We start from the raw sequence: 13,280 nt of genomic DNA, 5'->3' as shown, positions 1-13,280 counted from the left end.
TGTCCGTTTGATGATTTTGGTTGGATTGGGAGCGCTTCAGTGAATACCGAAGCGCTCCTTGAGTCGCTCTACAGTCCAGCGCCATTTCGGCGTGGTGGGGCGGCAGATGGTGTTCTGGTTGCCGAACAGGCCAACTTCCTTCACCGCCTCGTTCAGCGGGAGGCTGTACAGCCATTGCACCGGCACGAAGTATTCGCAGCGTTCGGGGTCGTCGACTTGGTCACGGTGATAACGGGCGGCGCTGAGCACATCCAGAGCCGGGAACTCTTCGCCATTTTGTTGCAGGCAGAAGTCCCCGGCTGGTGTGGCGTGGCCGGTGACCTTGGCCACGCCCACGTAACCGGCACCAGGCACGTTGACCCACACACGGTCACCAGGGGCGAGCATTTTCAGGCTGTTGCTGTACCAACTGCCGCCACCGCCGCAGACGAAGCCGTACTGCTGCGCTTCTGCCCAGTTGCGGTGCTCGGCATCGCCGAAGGAACAGTAGAACTCGCCGTTCCACGGCTCGGCCGGCATGCCGGGCTTGCTGGCGCTGCTGGCCTGCGGCGCCTCGGTTGGGTCGAGCAACCAGGCGCGGCTGATCAGTTGTTGTTCGCCCAACTGGAACACCTGAAAGCACAGCACGTTGATGGCGATATCGCGCTCGCTCAGGTAGCCGACGATGCGCTCGCTGCTGGCATCCAGCTCGGCGGCGACGATGACGATCTGGTGGCTCTGATTCAATGCCTCGGCCTCCAGCGGCGTGCCGAAGCGCGCCTGAAAGTCCGCCGCCAGGTCGGCACCCGGCTTGAAGCGCTGGTAGATGGCCTCGATCTCGTTGGCCTGCAAGCGCTCCACCCACACCGCATAGTCCAGCGCCTGCGCCACCACCTCACGCGGGGTGCGCTCGCGCTTGAGTTCGATCAGCACCAGCGAGGCATCGGGCGCTAGCGCCAGCAGGTCGATACGCCCGCCCTGGCCGGTGCTTTCCTGCCGTCCAATCAGCAGCCAGTCCTCGGACAGCAGCGCTGGGGCGCTGACGATCATGTCTTCAAGAAACTGCTCGCTGGCCAGCACGGCGTTTTTCAGCGGCGCGGGCTGCGCGCCGACGGTCCAAATCTGGGTGCGAATGGGCATCCCTGCGCTCCTGTTGGTTAGGCCACGGCCTGCTCGACCAGGGCTGTGGCCAGTTGCTCATGCACCTGGCGGGCCTGGTTAAGACGGGCTTTGAGTTGGTCGCACAGGGCCATCAGTTGATCGACTTTGGCGACGATGCGGTGTTGTTCGGGGAGCGGAGGAAGCATGACCAGAAAGTTACGCAATGGTTTCAGTGGAATTGTGGGCTGCGCGGTACCAGTCGTACTTTGAGTGGCCTGCTCATATATCCACGGCGATGCTAGTAAGTAGCATGCAAATGCAGGGCTAATCAGCTTGCTGCTTTTGAGAATCGCGATGTGTCGCTGCACACAAAAGTCTCGCGAGCTATTGACTGCTATGGGGCGACCATACGTTGCACCTACAACCGTATAAAGAATGTCACCAGTTTCAGGGCGGCGATAAATCGCGACTCGATCAAAGTAGTCCTGCGGCACAAAACGGCAGTTTGAGAAATCAAGGTACCCTTTTGTTACATTTCCGATAGTAAGGAATGCAATACCGTCAGTGGATTTCGGTGGTGGCTGATGATCACCATCCGTAATCACTCTGAACATTGAGCAGAGGCGTGCCCACGCCCAGCCATTCGGTAGAGAGAGGCTCTGATCAGAGCCTGATATCGGCTCTGGCTTAGCCACAGCAACCTTGTGTATGGCTGCATAATCATTCCGATCGTTGGTCAAGCGCACCAGTAGCTCGCTAGCCGGCTCATCGCTGGAGTCTTGCGGCACCAGTTTGCCCATCACCGCCAGTTGCAGTAGGGTTTGCTTGAGGGCGTCGATGCTGGATTCGGTGGTGAACAGGGTATGGAAGTGCTCGGCCAGGCGCTGCCAGCTTTGCGCAAAGTCCTCGGCATCGCGGGCCTGGGTCAGGCTATCCAGCAGCGCCTGCACCAGTTGGGCGTGGGCACTGTCGGCATCGGCCTGCCGGGCTTCCATCCGGTCGCACAGAGCCATCAGCTCATCAACTTTGGCGACGATCCGGTGTTGCTCGGCGAGTGGGGGGATTGGGATTAGCAACTGAGCCATCGACTCGGAGTTGAGAGTGTTCCCCATCAATGCATTCTTTTGCTGCCCCCCAAGTGCAATGCTTGGCAGAAAGCTGAAAAGGTAATCTTTCGAAACTCCACAAAATGGCGACAACGATATGATTGCTTCGTTGTGATACGCGTCAACTGCGAGTATCGATACTTTTCCGACAGTGAGCTTGAAACTCATCAGCAGTGTGCCCGCTGGGATAGGCGGATACTTGAAAACATTCTGTTGAGCAAGCACGGAAACCTTGCGAGAGGTGTCATTTATCTCACCGTAATGCTCCATGTCGGAGATGCTCACCCAAGCCTGTCCAGAGTCGTCCCAGAATTTAGACTCCTTGGTCGGGGGAGTTTTACCAATTTGATAACTGGCGGCTCCAGGTAGAGTTGTCCAGCTCCAACCGGCTGGCAATTCATAAGGCTTATCCAGCTCATTTATATCTACAAGCAGCTTCGACCTCTTGATCTTGCCTTCCGCCACCAACCGTGCCTTTTCCTCGGCAATCCGCTTGAGCAACTCACTGGCCGGCTCATCATTCGCATCTTGCGGCACCAGCTTGCCGCGCACCGCCAGCTCCAGAATCAGCTCACGCAGTTTCTTGATGCCATTGGGTGCGCCGGCCAGCAGCGGCAGATTATCGGTGAGCAAGGCGGTCATGGGCGGGGTTCCGGGGCGAGCATGTTCATGATCAGGCGAATCAGGGTGTCCTTCTGCGCTGGGGCGGACTCGGCGACCAGTAGGGTGAGAGCGGCCAGGCCGGTGTCGTTGATCAGCGGGTTGCCCTGGGCGTCGAGCAGGCGACCGTTGCGGTGCAGGAAGTCGACGAACAGGTAGGCGCCGCTGCGTTTGTTGCCGTCGGCGAAGGGGTGGTTCTTGACCACGAAATACAGCAGGTGCGCGGCCTTGCTTTCCAGGCTGGAGTAGGCCGGTTCGCCGAACACGCTCTGCTGCAGGTTGCCGAGCAGCGCAGCGAGGCCGTCGCCGCGCTCGCGGGCGAACAGTTCGCTGGCTTCGCCTCGGGTCATCAGTTGGGCTTTCAAGCTCTGCAGGTGCTGGCGCGCGCTGGCCAGGCTGGGCAATTCGCCACCGGGGCTACCGGCGGGTTCGCTGAGCAGGCCTTCGTCATAGCGCTGTAACCAGAGAAAGGTCTGGGTGTAGCGGCTGACGATTTCCACCAGCCCACGGCCACCCTCGCTATCCAGCTCGGGCGCTCGTGCCGTCTTGCGCACCAACTCCAGCGCCGCTTCCAGCTCGCGGGCGTTGGCTTCGAAACGTTCGCGGTTGAGGGTGTAGCCTTGGGTCAGGTGTTGCTTGATTACCTGGCTGGCCCATTGCCTGAAGCGTGTGCCCTCGCGCGATTTGACCCGGTAGCCCAGCGAGATGATCACGTCGAGGTTGTAAAAGGCCACAGGCTTGTCGGAGCCGGCAATGTGCAGATTTTGCACATTGCTTTCACGCTCCAGCTCGCCCTCGGCGAATACATTGCGAATATGCCGTCCGATCACTGTACGGTCACGACCAAAGAGCTCGGCCAGTTGTTCCTGTCTCAGCCAGACACTGTCGTGCTCGATGGTGACGGCAATCTGGCCGTTGGCGCTTTCATAGATCGCAATTTCGCTGTTCATGCTCGTGCTCCCCAGGTGTTCACTGGCGTTCCAGCGCTTCGGCCAGCACGGCCTTGAGCTGGTCGCGCAGCTCGCCAATCTCGCCTTGCAGGGCGGCGTAGTTACGCAGCAGCTCGTCCGGGTCGTGGCTGATCTGCTCTCCGATGTGCGGGTTCTTGCAGTCCAGGTTCCAGTTGCGCGTCTTGATCTCGTCCAGGCTGACCTTCCAGGCGAACTCGTTTTCCACCCGCGCGGCAAAGCCATCGGCCTCGCTGCCCCACCAGGCCTCCTCCACCGCGAACTCCTCGATGCGCATGGGCTTGGTCTTGGAGTAGTTCTTAACGCCTGCCGGGTACTGGTGCTCGTAGAACCACACCTGCTTGGTCGGCGTGCCTTTGGTGAAGAACAGCAGGTTGGTCTTGATGCCGGTGTAGGGGTTGAACACGCCATTGGGCAGGCGAACGATGGTGTGCAGATTGCACTCGGTCAGCAGCTTTTCCTTGATGCGGCTCTTGATGCCTTCACCGAAGAGGAAGCCGTCCGGCAGCACCACGGCGGCGCGACCACCGTCCTTGAGCAGGTGCATGATCAGCACCAGAAACAGGTCGGCAGTTTCGCGGGTGCGGAAGGCAGCGGGGAAGTTGCTTTCGATGCCGTCTTCTTCCATGCCGCCGAACGGCGGGTTGGCGACGATGCAGTCGACGCGCTCACTCGGCCCCCAATTGATCAGCGGGCGGCCCAGGGTGTTAGCGTGTTTGATCTGGCTGGGCACTTCGATGCCGTGCAGGATCATATTGGTGGTGGCCAGCAGGTGCGGCAGCGGCTTTTTTTCCACGCCGAAGATGCTGGCCTGCAGAGCGCGTTCGTCGTCGGCGGTTTTCACGTAGCGGCTGCGCTTGTGGTCGATGGTGCAAGTAAGGAAGCCGCCTGTACCACAGGCGGGATCCATGACCTTCTCGTGCAGCTTGGGGTCGACCATACGCACCATGAATTCGGTGACCGGGCGCGGGGTGTAGAACTCACCGGCATTGCCGGCGTTCTGCAGGTCGCGCAGCAGCTGCTCGTACATGTCGCCGAAGGCATGACGTTCCTGCGCCTTGTTGAAGTCCACGCCCTCCTGGATCTTGTTGATCACCTGGCGGATGAGTTGGCCGGACTTCATGTAGTTGTAGGCGTCCTCGAACACACCGCGCACCACGTAGGCCGCCGGGGTGGTGCTGTATTCGTGGAGGTTCTGCAGTTGCGGGAACAGGTTGTTGTCGATGAAGTGCTTGAGTTCATCGCCGGTGATGCCTTCCGGGTTGGCCGCCCAGGTGCGCCAGCGGCAACTGTCGGGCAGCGGCGAGCGGTAGTCGCCATTCATCAGTTCCCATTCCAGCTCGCGGTCATCGAAGATCTTGAGAAACAGCATCCATACGAGCTGGCCGATGCGCTGGGCGTCGCCGTCGACGCCGACGTCCTTGCGCATGATGTCCTGGATGGATTTGATGGTTGAGCTGATGGACATGGTGACTTCCGGGCGGGTACGGCAAAGCGGGGGATTGTAATGGGGTTGGCGGGTAAGGTGGGCAAGGCTGCACCGTTGCCCACCTTACTGGCGGCGCTGGCTAGCTGGCGTAAAGCTCGGTTTCCAGCTCATGCAGCGCCTTCTCGTAGCCGGCCCGGTCGCCAAACGCCCTGACCAGCTCCATCGGCGCGCCGATTTGCCGGAACGGGTCGAGCTGGAGAATGCGGATGTCTTCGATGTGCTCGATGCCGGTGTCGGCGTATTTGTCGAGCAAGGCTTCCAGCACCTGGCGGGCGGCGCCAGAGTATTTGCCGAAGTAGTTGCGCTTCTTCACCTGCTCGGCGCGTTCCTTGCGGGTCAGCGGCGGCTGGTCGAAGGCGATGTGGCAGATCAGGTCGAAGGGGTCGAGGGCCTGGCCGCGTTTGGCCTCGACTTCTTCGGCCAGCGCTTCCCACATCACGCCCTGGGCGGCGAGTTCGTCGATGATGGCTTTCTTCTGCTCGGCACTGCTCCACAGGCGCAGGAAGTCATCGAGCGAGGCGAACTGCTTGTGCACGCAGGTGCGGGTGTAGTCGCGCAGCGATTCGGTGATCAGCTTGCCGTCCGGCCCGTAGTACTGCACACGCTCGGCGATGACGTAGATCGGCACGCTGTCGATCACGTACTTGATGCGCTTTTTACCGCCCTCCTCGCCGTCGGTTTCGTCGCCTTCGGGCAGCCAATCGCCACCGTCGACGATGCCGTCTTCATCGTCCAGCGGGCTGTCGGGCGGCACGGGCGTTTGGTCACCTTCGGGGCTGTAGATCACCACCGGCTCGCCATCGAATGCCGGGTCGGCGAACAGTTCGGTGGCTTTCTTGAAGTCCATGATGGTGAACCAGTACTTGCCGTAATCCTCGTTGATGCGCGTGCCACGGCCGATGATCTGCTTGAACTCGGTCATGGACTTGATGTGCTGGTCGAGCACGATCAGCTTGCAGGTCTGGGCATCCACCCCAGTGGTCAGCAGCTTGCTGGTGGTGGCGATTACCGGGTAGCGCTGTTCGGGGTTGATGAAGTTGTCCAGCTCGGCCTTGCCTTCCTGGTCATCGCCGGTGATGCGCATGACGTACTTGCGGTTTTCGGCGATGCGCTCGGGGTTGAGGTTGAACAGCGCTGAGCGCATGCGCTCGGCGTGGTCGATGTCGTCGCAGAAGATGATGGTCTTCTGGTACGGGTCAGTGGCCTTGAGGAACTCGGTGACCTTGGCCGCCACTGTCCAGGTGCGTGCTTCGATGACCAGGTGGCGATCCATGTCCTTGAGGTCGTAGATGCGGTCTTCGATCAGTTCGCCGTGCTTGTCGCGCATGCCCTTGGGCGGGCGCCAGCCTTGCAGATCCTTATCGAAGTCGATACGCACCACCTTGTAGGGCGCGAGGAAGCCGTCTTCGATACCTTGCTTGAGGCTGTAGCTGTACACCGGCTCGCCAAAGTAGGTGCTGCTGGAAACCTCTTTGGTTTCCTTGGGCGTGGCAGTCAGGCCGATGTGAGTAGCGCTGGAGAAGTAGTCGAGTATTTCGCGCCAGGCGGAATCGGCGGCGGCGCTGCCGCGATGGCATTCGTCGATGATGATGAGGTCGAAGAAGTCGCGAGAGAACTGCTTGTAGATGTTCTGGTCTTCTTCGGCGCCGGTGACGGCCTGGTACAACGACAGGTAGATCTCGTAGGACTTGTCGATCTGCCGCTTGGCGATCTTGGTCATCGCCGGGCCGAAGGGTTTGAAGTCCTTGGTCTTGGTCTGGTCGACCAGGATGTTGCGGTCGGCAAGGAAGAGAATGCGTTTCTTCTGCCCGGACTTCCACAGGCGCCAGATGATCTGGAAGGCGGTGTAGGTCTTGCCGGTGCCGGTGGCCATCACCAGCAATATGCGCTCCTGGCCACGCGCGACAGCCTCGACGGTGCGGTTGATGGCGTTCATCTGGTAATAACGCGGCGTGTATCCCGAGCCGTCGTCGTAGTACGGCGCCTCGACCTTGTGCCGTGCCGGGGCATCCAGGCCCTTCCACTGACAATAGCGTTGCCAGAGTTCATCCGGGTTGGGGAACTGGTCGAGGCTCAGCGTGGTTTCCACCTGGCTGCCGGTACCGCTGCGGTCATGGAAGAGAAAGCCATCGCCGTTGCTGGAAAACACGAAGGGCACGTCGAGCGACTCGGCATAGCCAAGCGCCTGCTGCATGCCGGCGCCCAATGAGTGCTTGTTGTCCTTGGCCTCGATCACGGCGATGGGCAGGTTGGGCTGGTGATAGAGGATGTAATCGGCGCGGCGCGCCTGGCCACGGCTGTGCAGCTTGCCACGGACGATGATACGGCCCTTGGTGAAGCTGACTTCCTCGCGCACCTGCTTGTGCAGATCCCAGCCCGCAGCGGTGATGGCGGGGGTGATGTATTTGCTGCAGATGTCGCGCTCGGAAAGCGATTTTTTATCCATGACCAGCTACGTCCTTATGGCGTGCTGTGGACTTTACCAGAGCCGAATGCAGGCATGGCGCCAGTATCGGTCTGCGAGGTCGTCTCATGGTTGAAGCTGAGGTCGGTCTTGCCGGGAGACAGGCAATAAAAAAGCCGGCTTGTGGCCGGCTTTTCGGAGGTGGTCAGGACTTATTTTTGGTAAGCCGCGACTGCCTTGTTGATCAGGCCGCGGGCTTCTTCAGCGCCGCCCCAGCCTTCTACCTTGACCCACTTGCCCTTCTCCAGATCCTTGTAGTTCTCGAAGAAGTGCTTGATCTGCTCGATCAGCAGCGCGGGCAGGTCGGTGTATTCCTGAACGTCCTTGTACAGAACGGTCAGCTTGTCGTGCGGAACGGCAACCAGCTTGGCGTCGCCGCCGGCTTCGTCGCTCATGTGCAGTACGCCGACCGGACGGGCGCGGATCACCGAACCCGGCGCGACCGGATAAGGGGTCACGACCAGCACGTCGAGGGGGTCGCCGTCGTCAGCCAGGGTGTGCGGGATGAAGCCGTAGTTGGCCGGGTAGAACATCGGGGTGGCCATGAAACGATCAACCATCAGGCAATCGGTGTCGTGGTCGATTTCGTATTTGATCGGCGCGTGGTTGGCCGGGATTTCGATGGCAACGTAGATGTCGTTCGGCAGGTCTTTACCAGCCGGGATCTTGCTGTAGCTCATGGGGGAAACTCCCAGGGAGGGCCAAAAAAGTGGGGCGCATTATAGGCGTATTCGCAATGCGTTACTACGGCGGACTACTCAGCCATTGGTCGCGTTTTCGACCGCCTTGTAGTCGGGGTGTTCCGCTTGTAGACGCTGCAATCGCGCCAGGCTGTCCTGGCGGTAGAACAGGGCCAGTTGCCGGTAGACCTCGGGGAAGGCGTCGGCCAGCAGATCCGGTGCGGTGAAGAAGTATTCGCTGGTCACCGCGAAGAATTCCGCCGGATCTTCGGCTGCGTAAGGGTCGATGGCGGTTTCCGCCTCAGGATTGGCGTCCAGCTCGGCGTTCAGTGCGTCATAGGCGCTCTGCATGGCGCTCGCCCAGTCTTGGACACGCATGTCGCGGTGCAGCGGCGGCAGGCCATTGGCGCCGCCTTCGAGCATGTCCAGCTTGTGCGCCAGTTCGTGGATCACCAGGTTGTAGCCTTCCCAGCCACCGCTGGCCTCGACACCGGGCCAGGCGAGGATCACCGGGCCTTGCTGCCAGGCCTCGCCGCTGCGCGCGTCGTCCCATTCGTGCTCGATGCCGCTGGCGTCGCGGTGGCGCTGTGGGCTCACGAAGTCATCCGGGTAGAGGACGATTTCGTGAAAACCCCGGTACCAGTCCAGATCGCCCAGGTGCAGCAGTGGCAACTGCGCCTGGGCGGCCAGCAGCAGGTGCTCGACCGGGCCGAGCGCCAGCCCTGGTAGGGCGGTCAGGTGCTTGTCATGCAGAAACAGCACGGCGCGTTCGCGCAACAGCTGCTCTTCGTGCTCGTCGAGGCCATCGAGAATCGGCAGGCGTCTGCGTACTTCGGCCCAGTGGGCGGGATCGACAGGGTTGTTTGCGAGGGTGCGACGACGGCGCCAGGCCTTGAAGGACCACATGCATGCAGGCTCGTTGGGAGGACCACGCCACCATAAGGGCGCCAGGCACTCGCCACAAGTCGGCATAAAGGCTGCAAAGCTCCTTGCAGCTTCGCTGCAGCAGGAGGGCTGAGCATGGCGCTGCAACTGCTGGAACACCCTGGAATCACGCTGGCGTCCGGCACCGGACTGGACTTGCCGCACCAGGCCGCGCGGGCTCGAGCGATGTGGCTGGCCGGTCGCCAGCAGCGTCCGCCGTTGCTGCTGGTCGTATTGCTTTGGGCACGCCACTGCCCCGATGTGGTGCAAAGCCTGGAGCGTCATCTGGACGCCCTGTTCGCCGATTTTCGCTGTACGCCTGAGGGCTGGAGTGAAACCCAGGCGGCGCGCCAGGTACTGGCCGCACTGAATCTCCAGCTGTTTCGCCGGCAGCAGACTGGGCAGGGCGTCGCCGACTTGCATGCCGGTGTGTTGCTGATGCAGGGCGATGAGTTGCAGTTTCTGCAGGCGGGCAGTGTTGGCCTGGCGCGAGCAGACAAAGGCGCTTTGCAGATCCTGGCAGGTCGTGAGGGGCAGGCTCTCGGCGCCCAGGCCGAGCTGGCGCTGGTTCAGAACAATCTGTTGCCCAGCTGTGGCGAGCAGCTGCTGCTGGCGCCGCAACCGCTGCTCGATGTGAGTGATCTGCAAGGGCTATGTATCCAGGCGCAGGGCGGCTTGTGCGAGCGGTTGCAACCGCTGTTGCAGGCCCCCGGCGCTGCGGTGCTGCTCGGCGTGGGGGAAACCCAGTGCCTGACGCCGGCGCCGTCCGCTGCGCCGCGCCCGGCGCTGGCGCAGATCGCCTGCGGCCAGCAGCTCGATGGTTGGACGCTGTTGCGTCAATGTCCTTATGGGCCGCCCGGGCGGCTGTATATCGGGCGTGATGAGTCCGGACGGGAAGCCGTGCTCTGGTTCGCCGAGGAAGATGCAGGCGAAGCCTTCTGGCAGCGTGAGTGGGCGTTGCGGCGCAGTCCGCAGCAGGCGTTGCCGCAGGTGCTGTCGCCGCATCAGACGCGTAGTTACGCGTATCTGGTCCTGGCCAAGCCGCCCCGCGGCATGCGCAATCTGTTCGATTGGGTGGCCGCCCATGGCGCGCCGGATACACAGACGCTGATGGGGGTGGTGACGCAACTGATCGCAGCCGTGCGTTCGTTGCAGCGCCGTGGCATGCAGGGGCTGTGGCTGAACCCCAGGCAGATTCTGCTCGGTGATGACGGGAGGGTGCTGTTTCTGCCGGGCGCAGCTGCGATTCTGCCCGGTGTAGCGCGTCAGCCTTTGCCTGAGCAGGCTGTGCCGCTGGCGCCGGAACTGCGCAGCGGCCGTGCGCTGGATGGTCGTGCCGATCAGTTTGCCCTGGCGGCGCTGGTCTATTGGCTTATGAGTGGGCAATGGCCGGAGGCGGCGCGCAGTGACGTCAGGCCCGGACACTGCTATGTGCCGCTGGCGACCTTTACCGGGCATGTGCCGCAGGGCTGGGACGGCGTGCTCGCCCGGGCTCTGGCGCCACAGCCACAGGCACGTTTCGAGGCGCTGTCGGAGTTTCAGCTGGCATTGCAGCAGCCCCTGCAGGCGCGTCGCAGTCAGGCGCTGCGGCGTGTGCCAATGCAGCCGGCACGCCTGGCTGCGCTGGGCCTGGTCACGTTGCCATTGCTGCTGGGGCTGCTGCTCAGTCTTGGTGGCTGATAGGCAGTCACTGCGCCTGTGAGTCGATCAATCGGAATTGATCGGCAGTACGTAGTTCTTGAACTGTTCGTCCTCGACGAAGCCGATGGACTCGTAGACCTTCTGCGCCACCTCGTTGTCGCGGCTGGTGGCCACGCGCATGCGCACGGCGTTGGTTTCCTTGGCCATTTGCTTGGCGGTGTGCAGCAGGCGGTCGGCAACCAGTTGGCGGCGAGCATCCTCGGCCACGTAGATGTCGTTGAGAATCCACACGCGCTTGAGCGACAGCGACGAATAGCTGGGGTAGAGCTGGCAGAAGCCGAGCAGCTTGTCTTCATCATCGGCCAGAGCCAGGTAGATCACCGACTCCTTGCGGCGCAGGCGCTTCTCGAGGAACTTGCGTGACGACTCGGGGTAGGGCAGCTCGTTATAGAACTCGCGGTATTTGACGAACAGCGGGGTCAACAGGTCCAGGTGCTCCAGGGTGGCTTGGACGATGCGCATGGTGGGCCTCGGCTTCTCTCTGTAATGGGGCAGGAGTGGCGATGCAGCTGTTGTGCCAGCGGGTCAGTCGATGCTGCCTCAAAGCCAGTTGAAAGCGCAATCAAAGCAAGCGTTTGATTTAGCATCCAGCCCTAACAGTCTCTGAGAGCTGGATGCTGTCATACCGCTTTAGAAAAAGCCCAGCGGATTGATGTCATAGCTCACCAGCAGATTCTTGGTTTGCTGGTAGTGGTCGAGCATCATCTTGTGGGTTTCACGGCCGACACCGGACTTCTTGTAACCACCAAAGGCGGCATGCGCCGGGTACAGGTGGTAGCAGTTGGTCCACACGCGGCCGGCCTTGATTGCGCGGCCCATGCGGTAGGCGACGTTCATGTCGCGGCTCCACACGCCGGCGCCCAGACCGAACTCGGTGTCGTTGGCGATGGCCAGGGCCTCGGCTTCGTCCTTGAAGGTGGTCACACCGATCACCGGGCCGAAGATCTCTTCCTGGAACACGCGCATCTGGTTGGTACCCTTGAGCAGGGTCGGCTGGATGTAGTAACCACTGGCCAGGTCGCCTTCCAGACGCTCGGCGGCGCCACCGGTGAGCACCTGCGCACCTTCCTGCTGGGCGATCTCCAGGTAGCTGAGGATCTTGTCGAACTGCTGCTGCGAGGCCTGGGCGCCGACCATGGTCTCGGTGTCCAGCGGGTTGCCACGCTTGATCTGTTTGACCTTCTTCATCACCTCGGCCATGAAGGCATCGTAAATCGACTCCTGCACCAGCGCGCGCGACGGGCAGGTGCACACCTCGCCTTGGTTGAAGAAGCCCAGCACCAGACCTTCGGCAGCCTTCTCGATGAAGGCCGGCTCGGCGTTCATGATGTCGGCGAAGAAGATGTTCGGCGATTTGCCGCCCAGCTCGACGGTACTCGGGATGATGTTCTCGGCGGCGCATTTGAGGATGTGCGAGCCGACCGGGGTAGAACCGGTGAAGGCGATCTTGGCGATGCGCTTGCTGGTGGCCAGCGCTTCACCGGCTTCACGACCGAAACCCTGAACGATGTTGAGCACCCCCGGCGGCAGCAGGTCGCCAATGACCTCCATCAGCAGGGTGATCGACAGCGGCGTTTGCTCGGCCGGTTTGAGCACGATGGCGTTACCGGCGGCCAGGGCCGGAGCCAGTTTCCAGGCGGCCATCAGTAGCGGGAAGTTCCACGGGATGATCTGCCCGACCACGCCGAGCGGCTCGTGAAAGTGATAAGCAACGGTGCCGTCGTTGATCTCGGCGGTGCTGCCTTCCTGAGCACGGATGCAGCCGGCGAAATAGCGGAAGTGATCGGCGGCCAGCGGCACGTCGGCGTTGAGGGTTTCACGCACGGCCTTGCCGTTGTCCCAGGTTTCGGCCACGGCCAGCAGTTCGAGGTTGGCTTCGATGCGGTCGGCGATCTTCAGCAGGATGTGCGAGCGCTCCTGCACGCTGGTGCGCCCCCAGGCATCGGCCGCAGCGTGGGCAGCATCCAGCGCCTTGTCGATGTCCGCAGCGTTGGAACGGGGGAATTCGGCGATCACCGAGCCATCGACCGGGCTGGTGTTGCTGAAGTACTGGCCGCTGAGCGGAGCGACGAACTCGCCGTTGATGTAGTTGCCGTAGCGCGGCTTGAGGGTGACGACGGCGCCTGGAGTACCCGGTTTCGCGTAAATCATGATGCTGACCTCTCTTGTTAGGGGGAGCCGGCGAGCGCGGTGCCTGCCGGCTGAGGT

10 protein-coding genes are annotated in these 13,280 nt (G+C 61.8%); 1 reads left to right on the top strand and 9 read right to left on the bottom strand.

Annotation, left to right across the window (positions count from 1 at the left end; all coding sequences use genetic code 11):
- Window positions 1-36: 36 nt before the first annotated feature.
- The 7 genes from JWV26_RS06250 to JWV26_RS06220 all read right to left on the bottom strand — a co-directional run bounded on the left by JWV26_RS06250 (window position 37) and on the right by JWV26_RS06220 (window position 9,353).
- On the bottom strand, window positions 37-1,119 hold the full coding sequence (locus tag JWV26_RS06250; RefSeq protein ID WP_206418638.1) for an endonuclease NucS domain-containing protein: 1,083 nt from the start codon (window positions 1,117-1,119) through the stop codon (window positions 37-39).
- Between the two features lie 17 nt (window positions 1,120-1,136).
- Window positions 1,137-2,828, bottom strand: a complete 1,692-nt coding sequence (locus JWV26_RS06245; RefSeq protein ID WP_206418637.1) for a restriction endonuclease subunit S — start codon at window positions 2,826-2,828, stop codon at window positions 1,137-1,139.
- A complete protein-coding gene (locus JWV26_RS06240; protein WP_206418636.1) occupies window positions 2,825-3,796 on the bottom strand; it encodes a virulence RhuM family protein/type II toxin-antitoxin system death-on-curing family toxin in 972 nt (323 codons plus the stop codon). Before JWV26_RS06240 ends, JWV26_RS06245 begins: the two co-directional genes overlap by 4 nt.
- A 19-nt stretch (window positions 3,797-3,815) precedes the next feature.
- On the bottom strand, window positions 3,816-5,282 hold the full coding sequence (locus JWV26_RS06235; protein WP_206418635.1) for a type I restriction-modification system subunit M: 1,467 nt from the start codon (window positions 5,280-5,282) through the stop codon (window positions 3,816-3,818).
- 100 nt (window positions 5,283-5,382) lie between these two features.
- Window positions 5,383-7,749: an EcoAI/FtnUII family type I restriction enzme subunit R gene (gene hsdR, locus JWV26_RS06230; RefSeq protein WP_206418634.1), complete on the bottom strand. Its 2,367-nt coding sequence runs from the start codon at window positions 7,747-7,749 to the stop codon at window positions 5,383-5,385.
- A 170-nt stretch (window positions 7,750-7,919) separates the two neighbouring features.
- Window positions 7,920-8,447 (bottom strand): inorganic diphosphatase, encoded by a 528-nt coding sequence (ppa, locus tag JWV26_RS06225; RefSeq protein ID WP_013717208.1) that lies wholly within the window; start codon window positions 8,445-8,447, stop codon window positions 7,920-7,922.
- Window positions 8,448-8,525: 78 nt separating this feature from the next.
- On the bottom strand, window positions 8,526-9,353 hold the full coding sequence (locus tag JWV26_RS06220; RefSeq protein ID WP_206418633.1) for a M90 family metallopeptidase: 828 nt from the start codon (window positions 9,351-9,353) through the stop codon (window positions 8,526-8,528).
- 114 nt (window positions 9,354-9,467) lie between these two features.
- Here JWV26_RS06220 and JWV26_RS06215 point away from each other — a divergent pair, with 114 nt between their 5' ends.
- Window positions 9,468-11,051: a serine/threonine-protein kinase gene (locus tag JWV26_RS06215; protein WP_206418632.1), complete on the top strand. Its 1,584-nt coding sequence runs from the start codon at window positions 9,468-9,470 to the stop codon at window positions 11,049-11,051.
- 27 nt (window positions 11,052-11,078) lie between these two features.
- Here the strand turns inward: JWV26_RS06215 and JWV26_RS06210 are convergent, their stop codons facing one another.
- Window positions 11,079-11,534 carry a GNAT family N-acetyltransferase gene (locus JWV26_RS06210; RefSeq protein ID WP_036998299.1) on the bottom strand — a complete coding sequence of 152 codons (456 nt, stop codon included), beginning with the start codon at window positions 11,532-11,534 and terminating at the stop codon, window positions 11,079-11,081.
- A 168-nt stretch (window positions 11,535-11,702) separates the two neighbouring features.
- Entirely contained in the window at window positions 11,703-13,223 is a 1,521-nt protein-coding gene (exaC, locus tag JWV26_RS06205) for an acetaldehyde dehydrogenase ExaC (RefSeq protein ID WP_206418631.1), read from the bottom strand.
- Window positions 13,224-13,280: the final 57 nt, after the last annotated feature.

Source organism: Ectopseudomonas toyotomiensis (assembly GCF_017167985.1).
Taxonomy (GTDB): Bacteria; Pseudomonadota; Gammaproteobacteria; order Pseudomonadales; family Pseudomonadaceae; genus Aquipseudomonas; species Aquipseudomonas toyotomiensis.
The sequence above is the reverse complement of the archived record's forward strand: the minus strand, read 5'-3'. Positions and strand labels throughout refer to the sequence as shown.